This window comes from Fructobacillus broussonetiae, assembly GCF_018437275.1.
Classification (GTDB): domain Bacteria; phylum Bacillota; class Bacilli; order Lactobacillales; family Lactobacillaceae; genus Fructobacillus; species Fructobacillus broussonetiae.
In genome coordinates, this window is record NZ_JAAMFK010000003.1 from 32,194 (window position 1) to 51,955 (window position 19,762).

Consider the following 19,762-nt stretch of genomic DNA (forward strand, 5'->3'; position numbering starts at 1 on the left):
ACCGTCAAGGCCTGCTATGTACAACGGGGATTCGACCCCGTTTTGTAATCTTTTGCAAAAGTCAAACCCGTGGGCTTTTGACGTTTTCGCCTCCGGATTTTGGCCGCTTAAATTACTTTTATTTCGTTTCGCACGTGGCTTGATCACTTAGATTGAGCAAGACTCACATTCGTTGACACCAGCTTCCTGGTTATCATCCGTAAACGTGCGGACATAGTAGATTGTCTTGATGCCCTTCTTGAAGGCGTAGTTACGCAAAATGGACAAGTCACGGGTCGTCATCTTTTCAGTTCGACCGTTCTTCCATTCGTACAAGCCTTCAGGCAATGTTGAACGCATGAAGTATGTTAGTGACATTCCTTGGTCAATGTGTGGTTGTGCCGCAGCATAAACATCGACCACCTTACGCATATCCGTATCATAAGCTGATTGGTAGTAAGGCAACGTTTCGTTTGAAAGTCCTGGTGCTGGGTAGTAAACCTTACCAATCATTCCTTCTTGACGTTCTTCAATTCGGTTAATGATTGGGTGCAAGGAAGCCGTCGTATTGTTTACGTATGAGATTGAACCAGTTGGTGCAATGGCGTGACGGTAAGCATTGTACATACCGTTTTCCTTTACTTGCGCCTTCAATTCTTCCCAGTCGGCCTTGCTTGGCACCGCGATGTTTTCAAAGAGTGCCTTTACCTTATCCGTTTGTGGACCAAAGTCTTCCGTCAAGTACTTATCGAAGTAAGTACCATCCGCGTAGGTTGATTCTTCAAAACCTTCAAATGAAGTGCCACGGTCTTCTGCAATGTGCATGGAAGCCTTGATTGAGTAGTAGTTCAACGTTGAGAAGAATGTGGACGTGAAGTCCAAGGCTTCTTCGTCTCCGTACATCATCTGGTTTTGGGCAAACATGGCAGCGAGTCCCATGGCTCCCAAACCAACGGCGTGCTTCTTTTGGTTACCGTTTTGAACGGATGGCACCACGTTTAAGTTTGAATTATCAGACACAAAGGACAAGGCACGAATCATCGCTTCGACGGAAGCGCCGAAGTCTTCACCCTTCATCATGTTCACGATATTGATGGATCCCAAGTTACATGAGATGTCTTCTCCAAGCGTCGTGTATTCTTGTTCGTCGTTCAACATTGAAGGCTTTTGGGCCTGCAAGATTTCAGAACACAAGTTCGATGACACAACCTTACCAGGAACTGGGTTAGCGGCGTTAACCGTGTCCACGTTCATGATGTAAGGGTAACCGGATTCTTGTTGAAGCTTTGAAATTTCTTCTTCAACATTACGGGCGGCAACATACTTCTTACGGATGTTGTCGTTTGCCACCATGTTGTCGTATTCAGCCGTGATGTCCACGTAGTTGAATGGTACGCCATATTCGCGTTCGACGTCATCTGGTGAGAACAAAGCCATCTGTTCATTGTTCTTGATCAATTCGTAGAACTTATCCGGAACAACCAAACCAAGTGACAAAGTCTTCACACGAACCTTTTCGTCGGCGTTTTCCTTCTTCGTGGCCATGAAAGTCATGAGATCGGGGTGGAAGATGTTCAAGTAAACAACTCCAGCACCCTGACGGGCACCAACCTGTGATGAGAACGTAAAGGAATCTTCCAACAACTTCATGATTGGCACGATACCACCAGCGGAATTTTCGATTCCCATAACCGGCGCACCGGCTTCACGGACGTTAGACAAGTTGATTCCAACACCCCCACCCATCTTTGACAATTGCAAAGCGGAGTTAATGATCCGTCCGATTGAGTTCATGTTATCCGTTGATTGGAGAACAAAACATGAGACCAATTCACCACGACGGGCACGACCAGCATTCAAGAATGATGGTGTTGCTGGTTGGTAGCGCTGGTGAATCATTTCGTTGGCCAATGACATTGCCAAGTCTTCGTCACCGTTGGCGTAGAACAAAGCGTTAACAGCCACGCGATCCAAGTATGATTCGACGTAGTAAGCCTTGTCATTTGTCTTTTGAGCGTACTGGTTGTAGAACTTGAACGCTGCCATGAATGAAGCGAACTGGAAGTTTTGTTCTTCCAAGAAAGCGTAAAGCTTTTCGATGAAGGTCATGTCGTACATTTCGACGAAGGCCTTTTCCAAGAAGTCATTTTCAATCATCCAGTCAAAACGTTCTTTCAATGAATCAAACTTCTTCAAGTTTGGTTCAACGTTTTCTTTCATGAAAGCTTCCAGGGCTTCCTGGTCCTTTTCCAATTGAATCTGACCATTTTTTGGAATGTTTACTTCGTTATTTAAGTCGAAGTAAGTTACCTCTGAGAGGTCGAGGTCTAATAATGACATGGTGTTCCTTTCAAAATTCGCACTCTTTTATGTAGGAAAAAAGTGCACTGCCGTTCATCCAAAAGGATGATTTGAACTTAGGCAGTTAATTGCTTCAAAACTGCTGGTTGGAAACCAGAAAATGCATCTTGTCCTTCGATTTGGACAACCGGCGTTTGCTTGAATCCCTGTTCCTTAATTTGAGCTAAGTATTCAGGTTGTTCTTCCACGTTGATTTCTTCAAAGGCAACGCCCATTTGATCTAAGTACTTCTTAGTCATCTTGCATTGCACGCAGTTATTTTTTGTAAAGACCGTTACTTGAGGCATTTTTGGTCCTTCTTTCTATCTAAATTTATCACCTAAAAAGGCGAAAATATTTTCGCTTTTTTCAGTGGGACAATTACTAGTTTAACGTTTTGAATATAGGTTTCAAGGTCTATATTTGTCCTCACAAACGCCTGTTCGGAGAAAGTCAGTCAGACCGGGATTTCTGATTTTCTTTGTGCTCTTTTGTGCAAAGAATCTTTCTAATGAATTGTTCGCCTTTTACCTAGCACAAATTAAAATGGTAATTGCTCGTTCTGGAAAAGGCTAAAAACAATTCGGAATAACTATGCTGCTCCTGGTGCTTTCAGAATAACAATTCGCGTTTGCTTCCTTTGACCATCATTTGAATGTTTTATTTGCACCCCTTTATTTTTTGTTATAATAAGAAGTAAATATACTGATGAAATCGAAATGAGGTAAGTACTTTGGATTCAGGTCCTTCGTTTTTAACTAATACAATTATTATTGTCTTTGTGCTCTTGTTGGCCATTTTGTTTACGCTGACTGAATATTCACTGGTTAAGGTGCGTCTGTCAGCTTTGCAAGCCTTACAAGACGACCGCGACAAGCCATCAAGCAACATCGCTTCGGCCATCCACATGGTTTCCCACTTAACGGAATACCTTTCAACGGCCCAAGTTGGAATTACGTTGACTTCCCTTATCCTTGGTTGGATTGGTGAAGAAACCGTTGCAGATTTGATTATTCAATCTCACTTGTTGCCTGACGTCTATGCCCGTCCCGTGGCTTCCGTTGCTGCCATCGTGATCTTCACGGTATTGCACGCGGTCTTCACCGACTTGGTCCCAAAGAACATCGCCATCGAATCACCAATTAAGGTGCTTTTGTTAATCGTTAAACCTGTTCGCTTCTTCCACGTCGCGTTATTCCCGTTGATTTGGATTTTGGACCACATGTCAAACTGGGTTACGCACTTGCTCGGTTTCCAGGTCACAAACGAAGACGACATTTACTCACAAACTGAAATCCTTTCATTGTCTAAGAACGCCGCTGAAGCCGGTGAGCTGGATACCGAGGATTTGACTTTTATGCAACGAGCCTTTGAGATGAACGATAAGGTTGCCGTTGATGTCATGATTGACCGTACGTCAATGGATGTTATCGACGTTTCCGAAACCATCTCTGCTGGTTTGGATGAATACTTGCAAAAGCGTCACTCCCGTTTCCCAGTGGTTGCTGACGGTGACAAGGATAAGGTGTTGGGATACGTTTTCAACTACGACTTGGTTCGTCAAAACCGAATCTCTGGTAAGGAACCAATCGCTAAGTTGATGCGTGACATCCCCGCCGTTCCCGAAAACATGGACTTGCACGATGTCATGGACGAAATGATCATCAAGCGTTCACCAATCGCCGTTGTTGTCGATGAATACGGTGGTACCGCCGGAATCATCACCGACAAGGACATCTACGAAGAACTCTTCGGATCTGTCCGTGACGAAATGGATGACGAAGCTGACGAATACATCGAAAAGCTCGGTGACCGTCGCTACAAGGTTTCAGGTAAGACCACCCTTTACGACTTCCAACGTTACTTCAAAACGGACGTTAAGGAATTGGACGAAGACGAAGCCGTTACATTGACGGGATACGTATTGAAGCGTGACCCTGACTTCCGTACCGGCGATTCCCTTCGAATTGCTAACTATCAAGTGACGGCCTTGGATTACGAAAACGCCTTTATCCCTGAATTTGCGGTGAAGGAATTGGATCCAGAACCTGAAACTGAAGAAAACACTGATGAAGAAGAGGAAGCCACCAAAACAAAGGATGGCTTGGAACTCCCTAAGTTCCACTTGAAGGAACGCAATCAAGAAGACAAGCATTCCGACAAGAAAGATAATCAAAAAGATTAAATAAAAAAGCCAGCCTTACGGCTGGCTTTTTATTTTGCTCTAGTAAGCGATGTGAAACTTATCAAAGTGTTGCTTTAGGTATTGCAGCGTCAGGCTGTCCTTTCTTTGCTGAAGCAAGTCCTTCACAGCACCTTCAGCCATTAACTTTCCACCCGCCGAACCACCGCGTGGTCCAAGATCGATTAGGTAGTCGGCGTTTGTCATCATATCCAAATCGTGGGTGATGATAACAATCGTCGCCCCCTTCTTCTTCAATTTGTTAAAGACCTCAAGCAGCGTTTCGACATCTCTTGGGTGTAAACCAATCGTTGGCTCGTCGAAAACAAAGAGTGTTTGCTTTTGTGACTTGTTCAAATGCTTCACCAACTTCAGACGCTGAGCTTCACCACCTGAAAGCGATGGCGTACTCTGTCCTAAGTTCAAGTAATCGAGTCCTATTTCTTGAAGAAGTTTTAACTCCCTTTCAATCTTAGGTTGGTCTTCGAATACCGGCAAAGCTTCCTTCACAGACAAGTTCAACAAGTCCACGATGGAATAGCCATGCCACTTTATGGCTGACACTTCTGGCTTGAAGCGGTTCCCCTGACAGACTGGGCAAACTTCTTCAACGTCGGCCAAGTACTGAACGTCTAAGCCGACCATTCCCAAACCACCACAGTTTGGGCATGCCCCGTCCTTATTGTTATAGGAGAAGGCTGAAAGGCCATAACCCTTTTCCTTTGCCTCCGGCAAATCTGCAAAGAGGTGGCGAAGATTATCCATGATTGTCGTATAGGTCGCAACAGATGAGCGCGTATTCTTTCCAACCGGTTTCGCATCGACGGAAACCACGTGCTTCATATTTGTTTCGAGCTTCTTTACTTGCTTTGGTAACTTTTCTTGGTTCTCCAAAGCTGGAACGAGCGAGTCAAGAATTAAGGAGGACTTCCCCGCTCCAGAAAAACCTGTCACGGCAGAAATCTCGTGTTCAGGAATACTTACTTGAACATCGTTCAAGTTAAAGTAGTTGGCCACCTCGAGTGTTGTTTGCGTGGTGTTTGAAGGAGCCGTAGGCTCCGTTTTTGGAAGAAGAATATCCGCCTTGCCCGACAAGTACGGACCAATCAGCGATTTCGCATTCTTCTGCAGCTCCGCCGGCGTTCCCTTCGCAATGATGTTTCCACCCTGCACACCAGAACCCGGTCCAACCTCGATGATCCAGTCGGCCGCGCCAATCAAATCCACATTGTGGTCCACCACCACCAGTGAATTTCCCTGCTCAATCAGCTCGCGGAACACCGAAATCAGTCCCTTCACGTTATCCGGGTGCAACCCGATTGACGGTTCATCCAATACATAAAGCACCCCAGTTGTCTCAGTACGCAAGGTCTTTGCCAGCTGGATACGCTGCAATTCACCCGTCGATAGTGTATTTCCCGAACGGGACAAAGACAAGTAATCGAGCCCCAATTGGAGGAGTGGGCGGAGGTTATTTGTCAGCTCCTCGAAGATGACCGACGCCATCTTCTGCATGTTTTCTGGTAAGTTTTGGAGCGTTTCGTCGCGCCAGTCCTGAAGTGAACCAAGCGTAAGGTCAGCCACCTCCGCGATGTTCTTGCCGTTTACCGTCTGCTTCAAAAGCTCCGGCTTAATCCGGCTTCCATGACAAACCGGGCAGGTTTTGAAGACGAAAAACTTATTCAAGCGTTTCATCGCACCGTCAGACTTCACCGTTGCCAGCGAATCGCGAATGGCATCGTAAGCATTTTCGTAAAGCGAGTTATTGTTGTTATACACACGGCCTGTAGATGTATGCAAATCGACCTTGTAACGCTTTTTCTCACCGTGCAGTACAAAGTCCTTCTCTTTGTCCGTTAACTCCTTATAGGGCACATCAGTGCGCACACCGCGCGAACGGGCAATTGTCGCCATGAAAGCACGACCAGGCAAGCGCCATGGCGCAACGGCACCTTCATCAATCGACATATTTTCATCCTTGATGATGGCATCGTCATCGATTTGACGCACCTGCCCCGTTCCATGACATTCCACACAGGCTCCGTCCCCGTTAAAGGCAAAGTCAGCCGCGGTCGGAACCGGGAAGGTCACGCCACAGGTCGGACATTCAATCGTCCAACTGTCCTCGTCTTCTGAAGACGACGCCTTATCAAAGGCTTGGGCAATCGAAATCGAAGGCGCCACGCGGTGGCCGTTTGGACAAACCGGTGACCCCAAACGAGAGAACACCAAGCGGACCACGTTAAAGATTTCAGACATCGATCCGACCGTCGAGCGCTCCGATGGCACACCTGGTCGCTGGCGCAGGGCGATGGCTGACGGAATGTGCTTCACTTCGCGCACTTCGGCACGGGAGCTCTGCCCAATGCGACGACGTGTGTAGGACGACAGCGCCTCCAGGTAACGGCGTGACCCCTCAGCGTAAAGGATACCCATTGCCAAGGAAGACTTTCCAGATCCAGACGGTCCAGAAATGGCCACAAACTGGTTCAACGGAATATCAACATCGATGTTCTTCAGGTTGTGGACGCGTCCACCACGCACTTCAATTTGCTCAATTTTTTGAGACATTGCTTCCTCCTGACTTATTCTAAGGACTAGCCTACCGCAGTTGCGGGCGTTTTTCAAAAGAAGAAAGGAGGGGTTGAGAACGTGGAGTGATTTCGTTTTGAATCAGGGAAGTGTACAAAAGGAATGATTTTGTATTGGATACAATTAGCGTTATTTTGTATTCGTAGGGCACGGGCCCTCGGGCCCGACTTGTCCAAAATAAAGCCAAGTAAGCGCGGGCAATCAATGGTAAAATGGACCTAAGAACCGATTTGAAAGGGAGTAGCTATGACCATTCAACTTTACCTTGTCCGCCACGGACAAACGTACTTTAATTTAACTCGTCGTCTTCAGGGACACTCCGACGCGCCACTTACAGCAGCCGGAATCGAGCACGGGCACGACGCCGGTCGCCGTTTGCAAAACGTGCGCTTTAACGGGACCTACTCTTCCGATCTGACGCGCGCCATTCACACGGCCAAGTACCTGCTTTCAGAAAACAAGGCTGGTTCACCAACCTGGCCACAGCAATTGCCAGACTTCCGTGAAGAAAACTTCGGATCATTTGAAGGAATCGACTCCCAAGTTTCAATGACGCAAATCAACGCTTATTCTGAAGAAATGTACAACGATTATTCAGACATGATTCAAAAGCGCGGGATGAAGGGGTCAATGGATTTGATTGCCAAAGCCGACCCTTACAACTTGGCAGAAGACTACGACGCCTTCATCACGCGCGTGAAGAAAGGCTTCTCTTATTTGCTGGAGCACCACAACGATGGTGACAACGTATTAGTCGTGGCACACGGGACGTTAATTCGAGCAGTGGTCGATTACTTCGGTCACCCGGAGATGGCCGGCGACGCTATCCATAACGGTGCGGTAACGAAAATCGCCCTTTCAGATGAGCGTGGCGAGGTTGACGTGTTCAACGATAATGAGACAACATTTGAAGGATGATGTGGAGGTCGGCCCTGGGGCCGACTTTTTATAATAGTAAAAAGAAAGAAGCGATATGGGACAAAACACTAGCACTGAGATTCGCGTTCGGCCCGTTCTCCTCGCGGCGCTACGCCAGGATCAACATCAAAATCTTGATTACGAATTAGAGGAGCTCGCCAACCTGGCCAAGGCCAACAACCTGAAGCCCGTCGAGACCTACATTCAGGCCTTAGAGCGCCCAAACCCAGCCACCTACTTCGGTAAGGGGAAGGTCGAAGAGCTGGAGGCCGCTGTGCGCACCTTTGAAGCCGAGATGATCGTGATGAACGACGAACTCTCCCCTTCTCAGATTCGAAACCTCGAAGAAAAGACTGGCACGACCGTCGTTGACCGCACCGGATTAATCCTCGACATCTTCGCCCAGCGTGCCCAGACCAAGGTTGCCAAATTGCAAGTGCAACTCGCCCGCCTCGAATACCAACTTCCCCGTCTGCGCACGTCCATGTCTGTTTCAATGGACCAGCAGACCGGTGCCGGTGGTGGCGGTTTTACGTCACGTGGTGCAGGTGAAACCAAGCTGGAGCAATCGCGCCGTCGTCTGACGTCCGAGATGGTGGCCATCAAAAAAGAACTGGCCGCTTTGCAAAAGGACACGACGACTCAGGGCAAGCAACGTCAGGAATCAAACACCAAAACCGTTGCTTTGGTCGGCTACACCAACGCTGGTAAATCCACGTTGATGAACCAGTTGCTCGCCCGTTTCGGTCAAGGTGCTGCAACCGACGATTCAAAGCAGGTCTTTGAAAAGGACATGCTCTTTGCAACGTTGAACACGACGATTCGCCAACTCACACTGCCAGACAAGAAAAAGTTCTTGTTGTCCGACACGGTTGGATTCGTTTCCAAGCTTCCTCACCACTTGGTGGCCGCCTTTGAATCAACACTTCAAGAGGCTGCAAACGCCGATCTTCTCTTGCAGGTTGTCGACGTGTCCGACGAACACCACCAAGACATGATGAAGACCACGGAAGAAACGTTGGACCGCCTCGGCATCAAAGACAAAGCCATGATTACGGTCTTTAACAAGGCTGACAAGGTCGACATTGCCTTCCCACAGGTGGACGGTGATTCGGCCATCACCATCTCAGCTAAGGATGTGAAGTCTCAAGACGAACTCCTCGGCCTGATCAAGCAAGAACTCTTCGCCGACCAAGAAGAAGTTACGCTCCATGTTCCTTTTTCGGACTCAGCAGTCGTTTCAAATATTCTTAGTTCCCATGCTGCAATCGAACAAGAATTTGATGAAGAAGGAACGGTCCTAACCGTTGAGTTGACACCCGATGAAATAAGCCGCTACGAACAGTATTTGAAGTAAACAAAAAGCACCGCCAGGTTTGGCGGTGCTTTTTTATGCCCTCTTACAATATTTTTTTGCAAATTAAAAGGCAGACTCGAAAGTCTGCCAAAAGTGATTGCCTAACGGCCTATTGCCCCTGCTGGGATCGAACCAGCGCATGGAGGTACCAAAAACCTCTGCCTTACCACTTGGCCAAGGGGCAATCGTAAGATACCAGCTGCAAAAGCAGCAATGGGGGCGGTAGGATTCGAACCTACGAACCCGAAGGAACGGAGTTACAGTCCGTCGCGTTTAGCCAGACTTCGCTACACCCCCGAATGCCTTACGACTTAAATATTATATCAAGCCCCAGGCGTCACTGCAAGGTCTTTTTTCAACTTTTAGCACGGAATTGACTTTTTAGGCAACAAAAAAGGACAACCGTTTCGGTTGTCCTTTTCGTTTAAAACTTAATTTTTCTTACCAGGAAATGCCCAGTTCCACTTTCCGAACACCTTCAACATTGCTGGCACAAAGAGCAAGCGAATGAAGAACGCATCAAAGAAGATTCCAAAGGCCAAGGCCAATCCCAATGACTTCGTCGTTGGATCTGGATTCAAGGCGAATGAACCGAAGACGGCAATCATGATCAAGGCTGCCGTTACGACGATTGGACCTGAATCCTGCATGGCAACAGTGACCGCACGGGTGTTGTCCTGCGTCTTCTTGTATTCTTCACGAGCACGTGAAACCATGAAGACTTCGTAATCCATGGCCAACCCGAAGAGGATGGCCGTGACGATGATTGGCAAGAAGGAAATCAATGGCGCACCCTTCGAGACACCGAAGAAGCCCTTCATGAACCCGTCTTGGATAACCAAGGTAGTGAATCCAAATGAAGCCAAGAGTGACAAACCGAATCCAATCATGGCTACGGCTGGCACAACGAATGAACGGAAGACCGCCATCAAGAGTAAGAAGGCCAAAACCATAATCGTGGCAGCAAAGATTGGTGTTGCATCGTTCAACTTCTTCGTGATGTCCAAGTTAACCGCATTCACACCAGTCATCGTGATTGGGGCGTTGTATTCCTTATCGGTCGTCTTTGAGTAGTCCTTAATGTGATTTACCAAGTCAGTGGTTTGCTTTGCAGCAGAACCCTTTTCAGGCGTGATCATAACCAAAGCGTAGCGACCACTGTCAGAAATCATAAACTTGTTTCCGGCTTGTTGCATGATGGCAGCCTTAATTTGAGCTTCCACCTTTGCTTGGTCTTCTTGTGTTGGCATTTGACCAGTTGCCTGAGCCTTGGCCATCATTTCTTGCTTTGCCTTAGCAGACATTTCTTGCTGCAAGGTAGCAGCCTTCTCTTTATCAACAGAAAGCGTCTTCAATGACTTGGCACCATCCATCTTAGCGATGTGGTCCGTCATTTTCTTCATGTTTGCTTGCTTGTCGGCGTCGCTTTGCTTGCTATCCAACTTCATCACAGCAACCAGCGGTGCATTGGTTCCTTCCCCGAACTTATCAGATACGATGTCGTATGCTTGACGCTCAGTACGGTTTTCAGGCAATGAACCATTGTATGGCATGCCCAAACGCATGTGTTGTGCTGGCACGGCTATGGCACCCAAGGCAACAATCACCGCAACGATAACAACCCATGGCTTACCCGTAAGGAACTTCGTGAACTTTGATGGCTTGTTTGCCATGTCGTCCACCGTCTTCGTTGCAGGCTTAATGAACTTAGCCAAAAGCGCAATCAAAGCTGGAAGGAAAGTCAAGGCAGAGAAGACCGCAAAGGCAATGGCAAAGGCGGCAGCAATTCCCATTGTCGTCACGAATTCGATTCCGGCAAAGGCCAAACCGAGGACGGCAATGATAACCGTTACACCGGCAAAGACAACAGAAGCACCAGCTTCTGAGAGGGCCTTACCAAGAGCCTTTTGACGGTCACCATCCGTTTCGGCCAAATCGGTCTTGTAACGGTTCAAGATGAAGAGCGCGTAATCAATTCCAACGGCAAGCGACAACATCACAGCCAAAGTCTGTGAAACGGATGCCATCGTCATGAAGTTCGTTCCAATCGTAACCAAAAGAATTCCTGAACCCAATCCAACGAGGGCTGAAATGATTGGCATACCGGCCGTTACAAACGAGCGGAACAACACGAGCAACAAGACGAAGGCAATGGCGATTCCAATCAATTCGGAAGCCCCACCGAAATCAAGTTTATGAACTTGAACCGTTCCCGTGTAGGCAACTTTCACGTCGTTGTTCTTCATGTCCTTGTTGAAGGTATCCATGACACCGTCAATGGCCTTACGAGGAACGTTTGTTGAAGACTTGTAGTACGTGATATCAACGTAAGTGGTTGTCTTGTCATCTGAAATGTTTCCAACCTCGTATGGGTTTTGGACCGTCTTGATGTCCTTACCATACTTATTCTTGATATCGTTGATTGAAGATTCAACGGCTGACTTCGTCTTGTCATCCGTTACATCCCCATCCTTCTTCTGCAAAACAGCCTTCATCGTTCCGGCGTTGGGGTTTTGGTTAAACTCCTTTTCCAACGTTGACTGGATGTTTGTTGAAGGAATACCCGAAATCGTGAGATTTTGAGTATAATGTGATCCAAAGCCAAGCGTACCGGCTGCCAATGCGACAACCACTACAACCCAGGCAAAGAATGTCTTGAATTTATTTTTGTAAATCCATTCTCCTAAGCGCTTTAGCATAATGTTACTCCTACTTTCATTTAATTAACCGTTACCCATTTTAGGCGTGGAAAAATAAAACGGAAAGAGTTAAAATTGAGATACTGTTCAACAGTGAGACAAGAAAAAGAAAGTGTCCCAGATATTATGGCGAACAAAACATTCACGCTCATGCACCAACACCTCATTGAATCTGCTTCTGAAGCGATGGGGTCCATTCCCTTTTCAAAACTTTCAGTGAAGCACATTTGCGAAGAAGCCGATGTGAACCGAAATACCTTTTACCGTCACTTTGATGATAAATACCAACTCCTAGAAGTGATGATTCGTTTGGTGATGGAAAAGGCGACGGAAGAAATCGATATGGAGCAATTCCGGAAAGCTCCCTTTACCACCATCCACAACCTTTCATTCGAAGGCACTTTGGACATTTTGCAATTCCAAATGCAGGATAAAATCTTTGAAGAACAGTTTTACAACGGTGTCTTTAAGGAATTAACGCGGATTGCCACATCATCCGATATTCTTTGGTTACTCGGAAACGTCCAGGTTGTCCACATTTGGAACAACAGCTTAAATAAGCCATACTCAATCAACAAAGACTACAAAATTTTTGATGAAATTATTCGTACAAGAAAGTTTCCTGGAATTGATTAATAAAAAAGCCAAGACAATCGTCTTGGCTTTTTTATTTCGATTAATTAGTGCAACAAAAGATAGAGCGTTGTTGCTTGCACCCAACCATTATGGAACATGTGCAGCAAAATGGATGATGAGAGTTTATTTGTTTTTTGATAAACATAGGCCAATGCCAATCCCAGAATAAGGTACGGTGGCAAGTCTAATAGCGATACCCAACTATAGGATCCAAGGTGGTAAAGGCCAAACAGAAGTCCAGAGAAGAAAACCGTCAGATAGCCTTTCTTACTCTTCTTAAAAGTCTTGAAGAAAACGCCACGAAAGAGAAACTCTTCCATGATGGGGCCAATCAAAACAATCAAAATCGATAGAGCAATCAATGAGTAGCGACCACCCATGTTCATCAACTGATCGAGAGCGGCTTGATTTTCCGTTGTATCCTGAGCCCACTTCGAAAAGACTGTCATCTGAATCGTTGACCAAACGGACAAGGCCGCAAAAGCAATGATGTAAACAGCTATAATAAAGCCGAGCTCATTAACTGTAGGCCAAGCAATCTTTCTTAGTGAAGGAAGTTGTTGCCATTTTTCTTGCGTGAATTGATATTGCTTCGGAAAAAGGTAACGTATGACAAAGAAAGAGTAGACCAGTGCGAGAATCAATCCACTAACGAGCCAAAGGTAACGTTCGCATCCTTTAAATAAAACGGATACCTGGGTCAATGACATCGCGATGAATTCCAGCGCAAAGAATGTTAAAAAAACAAAGCAGTGCAGAAGAAAAATTGACACTACTCGTAATTTTACATGCTGATCAAAAAATGTTTTGAGCTTTTTTGTATTCATTATTAACCTCTATACTTGGCTCAGAATACCACGGGATGTTTTTCAACAAGCAGACCCGTGATTTAAGATTTTAGTTCTTGGGGTGCTGCCACTTCCTCACGTTCAGAAGGCAAAAGCTTAATTAAGACATCAGCTAGCAACAGCATTACCATTATCAAGGTGGCAAGAATTGTTGTATAACCATTCAATGCCCACTGCGAAACAAAAACAAGAAGGCTAATCAAGAAAGCTGCTTCAACGATGAAAAGCCACTTAGATACGCCAGCGTCACGGTACCGTCGGAAGGACATCGAAACGTTTGGCAAGATTGTGCCAATGATGAAGAGTAAAGCAAACATAATCCAAATCATGGCGGCAAAAGCAAAGATGATGTCCAAGATATGTGGAAGCGCAACCTCAGTAAGAATTCGAGCAAATCCGTCGATTCCAGCTGCGAATAAGAGTACGATGATGAAATTAACCAAAGAAGCTAACCAGTAGTCTTTACGTGTTGTCTTGCCAGTAAAATCAAAGGTCAATTCTAAAAATTTACCATACGCTAAAATCATGCTCTCTGCTCCCTGCCTATAAGTATCACTATTATAACATTTTGAAGAACAGGAACTGTTAGTTATTCTAAAGTAACAAAAAAGAGCCGCTCGGCTCTTTTAAATAAACGACTAATCTAACACTTTTTCTTCAATGGTCTTTAAAACGCCAGCCTCAACGTTTGGGGCAACCGCTTCCTTGTCGTGTTCTTCGTGCATGAAGGCTGCGGCGTTGGGCATCAAGTAAGACTGCTTGTACTTCTTTAACATCTCCAAGTCATTGGAGTTATCACCAAAGACCATCACTTCGTCATCTTTGATGCCATAATGCTTTTGAAGAAGTTCCAAGGCGTTGGCTTTATTCACGTCCTTTGGCAAGATATCAACGGAACCAAAACCAGACCCCGTCACGTGAATCTCAGACCCAAACAAGTTTCGAATCTCTTGGACGTACTTTTGCACCTCTTCGTGTGGCCAGATAAAGCCAACACCAAGAATCTGATCATCAATTTCCATCAGTTTCTCGACCTGCGTCACGTTCGGGTAAAAGCGTGATAGCATTGCCTGCACTTCTTTTGTGGCGTGGTTTGAAACATAAGTACCACGTGTTCCAGCCAAGACAATCAAATTATCATTTGATTGTGGGTTGTGCGTGTTCCAATCAAGAACCGTCTGAATTTGCTTCGGTGTTAAGTAAACAGCTGAAAGCAATTCTCCATGAGTTGCGACAACCGATCCGTTCGAGCCGACGAAGTCGATTTGATCGGCCAAACCATAGTCAGCCATTGGTGCAAAAAGTTCTTGAAGATTTTCGAGCTGGCGACCTGAGGCCGCAACAAAACGGATTCCTTTTTCTTTCAGCTGCGCTAATACTTTCGCAAAGTGTTTCTGATCGTAGTGATCTTCGCTAGCTAGAAAAGTCCCATCCATGTCGGATGCAATTAATTTAATCGTCATATCTCGCCTTTCATTGAATAATCAGGTGAGCACCAATTCTATATGCTTTTATTCAGCAAAGCCTTCTAAATACTTATCGTAAGCTTCTTGATCCACAACCCAATCTAATTCACCAATGTATGCCAAATCAGGGTCATGATATGCAAAGCCGTGCTTAAACTTGTAAAGTCCGTCTTCTGATGTGAATTCACCAACACCACCAAAGTCGTATCGAACCTTCTTTTCTTCAAGTCCCCACTTCAGCATTTCCCATTGAATGAGATAAGGGGCTTCCAATTGACGGTATTCGCGGTTTGATCCAGCGTACATGTACCAAATTTTTTCACCGTAGTTAAAACCGATACCAGCAGCAACCGGTGTGCCATCTTCAGCCTTCGCAATAAAGACGCGGAAGCGGTTCGTATCGGACCAAATCTTTTGCATCTTTTCGAAGTATTCGAAAGGACGGTATGTGATTTCATGGACTGCAGCAGTCAATTTGTACAATTCGAAGAATTCTTTAACTTCTTCCATTGATTGACCAGCTTCAACCGTTACACCATCACGAATGGCACGACGGATAAAGTTACGGTGCTTTCCCTTAAAGTGAAGCATCAGTTCATCTTCGTTCGTGATGACCTGTGCTCCTTCACCACGTCCATCGTAGTAAAGTTCAACATTCTTACGAGGTTGGATATTGCCGTGCATGTAATTAATTTCAGTGTTACGAGTAACAAAGCCTTCATTCTTGTAAGCGGCATCCAACTCATCACTATAGTAAACTTCCGGATCCATTCGGAGTAAAAATACGTTTTTTGGTAAGTTGTCCAGAGCTTCTTCAACCATGGACTTGACCAATTTCTCATCCTTAACGTTAGCAACTGGTCCCTTTGGGCAGTATGCTAAAAGCTTTCCAGGAACAGCCTCAACCGTCAACACGGACATAGCAGCAATAATTTCACCTGCCTCGTTTTCACGATAAATGTATACGTGTCCCCAGTTTGACTTCAATTCACCCCACTTAGGGTCTTGCGTGACTTGACCATAGGGTGAATTTTCGACAAAAGCACGGTACTTTTGAACTGCATTATTGTTATTTAAATCAAGAACTGCCATTTTCTTTACTTCCCTGTCGTGATTGTTGCGTAGTTTTGGATAAAGTAGACCAAGGTCTGCAATTCGTTCGTCAAGTCGACGTTTTGAACGCGAACGCCATCTGGAACTGAAACACGGAGTGGGGTGAAGTTCATGATTCCCTTAACACCGGCTTCGACCAACTTGTCCGTGATTCCTTGTGCTTCTTCTTGTGGCACCGTCAAAATGGCGATGTTGATGCGTTGGGCACGAATTTGTTCTTCCAATTCAGACATGTCATAGATTGGCACACCTGACAAGATTTTACCGCGGTGCTCGTTAATGTCAAAAGCAGCGGCGATTCGCATGTTTGATGATTGGTGGAAGTTGAAGTTCAAGAGCGCTTGTCCCAAGTGTCCAACTCCAATCAAAGCAACATTGATGAGTGAGCTTTGATCCAACACCTTGGCGAAGAATGAAAGCAAAGCCTTCACGTCGTATCCATAGCCTCGTTTACCTAAAGCTCCGAAGTATGAGAAATCACGACGAATCGTTGCGGCATCAAACTTAGTGGCTTCCGCCAATTCAGCTGATGAGATGCGGTGTGTTCCGGCATCCTCCAAAAAAGTTAAGTAGCGGTAGTAAATCGGCAACCGTTTCGCGGTCGCGCGAGGGATTTTTGCTTGTTCGTCCATCGTCTATTCTCCATTCGGCTTATTTGTGAAAACACAGTTGTTTGTGAAACATATTGTTTATATTATAGCATAATATAAGACTTTGTGAAACGCCTTTGTTCAATTTTCACATTATATTTATCACATACTTTTTAAATACATTGTTGAATAATATAAAAAAACAGGGTGTTTACCCTGTTTTCATTTAATCTTTTTCACGAAGTGCAAAGTCCAACCCGGGCCTGGTATTTAAATCCAGGTCGGCGAACACGCCGTCTTCATAATTCCAGTAACCGGCAGCACCAATCATCGCGGCGTTATCGCCGGTATACTGCTTCGGCACGGGGATAAAGTTCGTCTCCGGGAATTTCTGAAGCAGATCTCCCAGGGCAGCACGCAAGCCGGAATTGGCAGCGACCCCACCAGCAAGCACGAAAGACTTTACCGGGAAGTCAGACAAAGCCCGGTCCGTTCGATCAATCAAAGCCTTAATCACCGCAGCTTGGAAGGAAGCGGCCAAATCCTTTTGATCGATTTCTTCCTCTCGCTGTTCGGCGTTGTGCACCTGGTTAATCACGGCTGACTTCAAACCAGAAAATGAGAAGTCATAGCCAGCTTCGTGCGCCATCGCTTGAGGGAATTTGATGGTTACCTCACCCTGTGCGGCCAATTCGTCGATGGCCTTTCCGGCTGGGTAGTTCAAGTTCATCAAACGGCCGACCTTATCGTAGGACTCACCAGCCGCGTCATCGTAAGTTTCACCGAGAATTTCAAAGGAGTTTTGCTTTTCCATCAAGACAAGTTCGGTGTGTCCACCAGAAACCATCAAGGCCAAAGCGGGATATTCGATGGGCTGATTAAAGTTTGCAGCAGCAATGTGTCCAGCTAAGTGATTAACAGGAACAATTGGCAAGTCGTGCGCCAAAGCAAAAGTCTTGGCCCCCATCAAACCAACTAGGAGCGATCCAACCAAACCAGGTCCGTACGTAACGGCCACAGCGTCAATTTCAGAAACGGGAATGCCCGCTTCGTCCAAGGCGATGTCCAAAGTTTTCGTAATCCATTCCAAGTGGTGGCGGGAAGCCACTTCCGGAACAATTCCGCCGAAGCGTTGGTGGGAGTTAATTTGCGTAGCGACGGCGTTTGAAAGAACGGTTTTACCGTCTTTAACGATTGCCACTGACGTTTCATCAGCACTTGATTCAAATGCAATTAATGTTGTCATTGCTTTTTCTCCATTAAAATCGCGGTTTGCCCGTCGGGATAATAGTTTTTGCGCTCGTGGTAGGCCGAAAAGCCGAACTTCAGATACAAGTTACGGGCACGAATGTTATTCTCGGCCACTTCGAGCAAGATTCGGCAGGGCCCTAATTCAGACAACCATTCTTCTAGCACTGCCTGCCCTAATCCCTGTCCCTGCATGCCGGGTTGAACGGCAATGAGGTCGAGCTCAGCTTCGTCGAAGAACTTCGTGTAAGACAGGAAAGCCGTCTGTTGTTCATTAATCAGGTAGTGGACACGGTCGGCAGACAAATGATGGTCTAAAAGTTCTTTTGGAAGCAAGTCCCGTTGAAAGGCGGTTTGCGCAATCATGTAAATCTGATCGGCGTCTGATTGTGTTGCAGGTCTAAGCTTCAAGATTTTGCACCATTGAAATTGCGTCTTCTTTGTTGTCAACGTAGTACTTCTCAATCACGTCTTGCACACGGAAACCGAGACGATCGTACAAAGCCAAGGCACCGGTGTTTGAACGGCGGGCTTCAAGGGAAAGCATTGGCAAGCCAATCTCCCAGGCGACGGCCTTCGCCGTGTTGATCATGTAAGTCCCAACTTGTCTTCCCTGCCAAACAGGCAAGACCGCGAGGTTGGCAATGTGCAAATCCGGCACCTGTTCACGACGCACGAGGGCGATGAACCCGATGACTTGGTCGCGTTTCACACAGACGAGGTAGAGCCGGTCTTCTTCTTGGGTCAACTCGTGGTAAAAGTCGCGGGCGACCCAGGGTGCGTAGCCGTTGTATACGGCCTCCTGGGTCGCCACGAGTCCAGGAATATCAGAAACGGTCGCTAACCGAAGGGTCAAGACATCCCCGTTTGCTTCAAAGCGTTCGCTTGGAAAGTCAATCAGAGTCTGCGCAACCGGTTTTTCCTTCTTTTTCTTCTTTTTACTTTTAAACTTCAAAAACATAAGGCTTGTCCAAAGGCTTTCCCGCCTGGTTCTTTTCCCAGTTCAGTTCGGCCTGTGTCTTTCTCAGATAGGATGGTGTTAGGTTGGCAACGTCTTCAACTGGCTTCGTCGTCTTTGCTAAGTCAACTAGGCCCGTTCCATCGGGCAGCGATTCATCTTCCGTCAAAATAATTGGTGAAAGGCGGGAAAGTTCTTCCTTGATGGCTTCTTCAAAGTGCATCCCGTCACCAACGACGATGAGCGATTCACCCACTTGTGCAACGAGGTCAAGCACCTCGTCGATTGGGTAGTGACCGTCTTCTAAGACGGTTTCATTGCCAAGGTAGGCACCGGCGAAGACATTGTCGTTTCGAGCGTCAAAAAGTGCCAAAACCAAGGAATCTTTTTTCTTGTGAACAAAAGGGGTCCCTTCGGCTAAATTCGTGTCCGCCTTTTTGACAGACCAGTTAGCCAATTGTACTTGGCGCGCCAAAGCTTGCAAGGAAGAGATGGCCAGCAACGGCTTGTTCAACGTGTCCGCAAGAACCTTACCAACCGTAACACCGATACGAAGGCCAGTGAAAGAACCAGGTCCCTTGGCGATGGCGATTTGATCTAAGTCCTGTAGCGTCCAACCTTCTTTTGCAAGAAGATCCTTAACGGCTGGCAAAAGGTCAACCGAGTGATTCTTTGGCTTATTCGTTTGTACGGATGACAAAATCTGGCCATCTTCAGCCAAAGCAACCAAAAGTGGTTGATTACTGGTATCAATTGCAAGGACTTTCATGTGCCTTCCTCCAAAACGTCTGCTTTTCTTTATTTTACTAAAAGAAAAGTCTTATTCAAATAAAAAA

The 19,762-nt window shown here is 46.2% G+C and carries 17 protein-coding genes and 2 tRNA genes; 4 read left to right on the plus strand and 15 right to left on the minus strand.

The window, feature by feature from the left end:
• Positions 1 to 147: 147 nt before the first annotated feature.
• Both nrdE and nrdH read right to left on the minus strand, forming a co-directional pair.
• Positions 148 to 2,319: a class 1b ribonucleoside-diphosphate reductase subunit alpha gene (gene nrdE, locus G6R29_RS02665; protein ID WP_213808823.1), complete on the minus strand. Its 2,172-nt coding sequence runs from the start codon at positions 2,317 to 2,319 to the stop codon at positions 148 to 150.
• Positions 2,320 to 2,396: 77 nt separating this feature from the next.
• Positions 2,397 to 2,627: a glutaredoxin-like protein NrdH gene (gene nrdH / locus G6R29_RS02670; protein ID WP_213808824.1), complete on the minus strand. Its 231-nt coding sequence runs from the start codon at positions 2,625 to 2,627 to the stop codon at positions 2,397 to 2,399.
• Positions 2,628 to 3,052: 425 nt separating this feature from the next.
• Here nrdH and G6R29_RS02675 point away from each other — a divergent pair, with 425 nt between their 5' ends.
• Positions 3,053 to 4,504, plus strand: coding sequence for a hemolysin family protein (locus G6R29_RS02675; RefSeq protein ID WP_213808825.1), 1,452 nt, complete (start codon positions 3,053 to 3,055; stop codon positions 4,502 to 4,504).
• Between the two features lie 39 nt (positions 4,505 to 4,543).
• On the opposite strand, the gene G6R29_RS02680 is transcribed toward G6R29_RS02675, so the two are convergent.
• Complete coding sequence (locus G6R29_RS02680; protein ID WP_213808826.1) at positions 4,544 to 7,072, minus strand: ATP-binding cassette domain-containing protein; 2,529 nt, start codon at positions 7,070 to 7,072, stop codon at positions 4,544 to 4,546.
• A gap of 267 nt (positions 7,073 to 7,339) precedes the next feature.
• Between G6R29_RS02680 and G6R29_RS02685 the strand changes: the two genes are divergently transcribed.
• Together G6R29_RS02685 and hflX are read left to right on the plus strand one after the other, a co-directional pair.
• The gene (locus G6R29_RS02685; protein ID WP_213808827.1) at positions 7,340 to 8,011 is read left to right on the plus strand and encodes a histidine phosphatase family protein; all 672 of its coding nucleotides are present in this window, start codon (positions 7,340 to 7,342) and stop codon (positions 8,009 to 8,011) included.
• A gap of 55 nt (positions 8,012 to 8,066) precedes the next feature.
• On the plus strand, positions 8,067 to 9,368 hold the full coding sequence (hflX, locus tag G6R29_RS02690; protein WP_213808828.1) for a GTPase HflX: 1,302 nt from the start codon (positions 8,067 to 8,069) through the stop codon (positions 9,366 to 9,368).
• A 112-nt stretch (positions 9,369 to 9,480) separates the two neighbouring features.
• Here hflX and G6R29_RS02695 read toward each other — a convergent pair.
• The 3 genes from G6R29_RS02695 to G6R29_RS02705 all read right to left on the minus strand — a co-directional run bounded on the left by G6R29_RS02695 (position 9,481) and on the right by G6R29_RS02705 (position 12,067).
• Positions 9,481 to 9,552 (minus strand) — tRNA-Gln (locus G6R29_RS02695).
• Between the two features lie 30 nt (positions 9,553 to 9,582).
• Positions 9,583 to 9,665, minus strand: a tRNA-Tyr gene (locus tag G6R29_RS02700).
• 134 nt (positions 9,666 to 9,799) lie between these two features.
• Positions 9,800 to 12,067 carry an MMPL family transporter gene (locus tag G6R29_RS02705; protein WP_213808829.1) on the minus strand — a complete coding sequence of 756 codons (2,268 nt, stop codon included), beginning with the start codon at positions 12,065 to 12,067 and terminating at the stop codon, positions 9,800 to 9,802.
• 126 nt (positions 12,068 to 12,193) lie between these two features.
• Here G6R29_RS02705 and G6R29_RS02710 point away from each other — a divergent pair, with 126 nt between their 5' ends.
• The gene (locus G6R29_RS02710; RefSeq protein ID WP_238476864.1) at positions 12,194 to 12,703 is read left to right on the plus strand and encodes a TetR/AcrR family transcriptional regulator; all 510 of its coding nucleotides are present in this window, start codon (positions 12,194 to 12,196) and stop codon (positions 12,701 to 12,703) included.
• Positions 12,704 to 12,747: 44 nt separating this feature from the next.
• Here the strand turns inward: G6R29_RS02710 and G6R29_RS02715 are convergent, their stop codons facing one another.
• From G6R29_RS02715 to tsaB, 9 genes are all read right to left on the minus strand, one after another.
• Positions 12,748 to 13,413, minus strand: a complete 666-nt coding sequence (locus tag G6R29_RS02715) for a CPBP family intramembrane glutamic endopeptidase (protein WP_213808830.1) — start codon at positions 13,411 to 13,413, stop codon at positions 12,748 to 12,750.
• 179 nt (positions 13,414 to 13,592) lie between these two features.
• On the minus strand, positions 13,593 to 14,078 hold the full coding sequence (locus tag G6R29_RS02720; RefSeq protein WP_213808831.1) for a DUF805 domain-containing protein: 486 nt from the start codon (positions 14,076 to 14,078) through the stop codon (positions 13,593 to 13,595).
• Positions 14,079 to 14,189: 111 nt separating this feature from the next.
• Entirely contained in the window at positions 14,190 to 15,014 is an 825-nt protein-coding gene (locus G6R29_RS02725; RefSeq protein WP_213808832.1) for a Cof-type HAD-IIB family hydrolase, read from the minus strand.
• A 48-nt stretch (positions 15,015 to 15,062) separates the two neighbouring features.
• Positions 15,063 to 16,109: a lipid II:glycine glycyltransferase FemX gene (locus G6R29_RS02730; protein WP_213808833.1), complete on the minus strand. Its 1,047-nt coding sequence runs from the start codon at positions 16,107 to 16,109 to the stop codon at positions 15,063 to 15,065.
• A gap of 5 nt (positions 16,110 to 16,114) precedes the next feature.
• Positions 16,115 to 16,762 carry a redox-sensing transcriptional repressor Rex gene (locus G6R29_RS02735; RefSeq protein WP_213808834.1) on the minus strand — a complete coding sequence of 216 codons (648 nt, stop codon included), beginning with the start codon at positions 16,760 to 16,762 and terminating at the stop codon, positions 16,115 to 16,117.
• A 184-nt stretch (positions 16,763 to 16,946) separates the two neighbouring features.
• Positions 16,947 to 17,966, minus strand: coding sequence for a tRNA (adenosine(37)-N6)-threonylcarbamoyltransferase complex transferase subunit TsaD (gene tsaD, locus G6R29_RS02740; protein WP_213808835.1), 1,020 nt, complete (start codon positions 17,964 to 17,966; stop codon positions 16,947 to 16,949).
• The gene (locus G6R29_RS02745; RefSeq protein WP_213808836.1) at positions 17,963 to 18,379 is read right to left on the minus strand and encodes a GNAT family N-acetyltransferase; all 417 of its coding nucleotides are present in this window, start codon (positions 18,377 to 18,379) and stop codon (positions 17,963 to 17,965) included. The genes tsaD and G6R29_RS02745 overlap by 4 nt, the downstream gene beginning before the upstream one ends.
• Entirely contained in the window at positions 18,369 to 18,929 is a 561-nt protein-coding gene (locus tag G6R29_RS02750) for a GNAT family N-acetyltransferase (protein WP_213808837.1), read from the minus strand. Before G6R29_RS02750 ends, G6R29_RS02745 begins: the two co-directional genes overlap by 11 nt.
• Entirely contained in the window at positions 18,913 to 19,695 is a 783-nt protein-coding gene (gene tsaB / locus G6R29_RS02755) for a tRNA (adenosine(37)-N6)-threonylcarbamoyltransferase complex dimerization subunit type 1 TsaB (protein WP_213808838.1), read from the minus strand. Before tsaB ends, G6R29_RS02750 begins: the two co-directional genes overlap by 17 nt.
• Positions 19,696 to 19,762 lie beyond the last annotated feature (67 nt).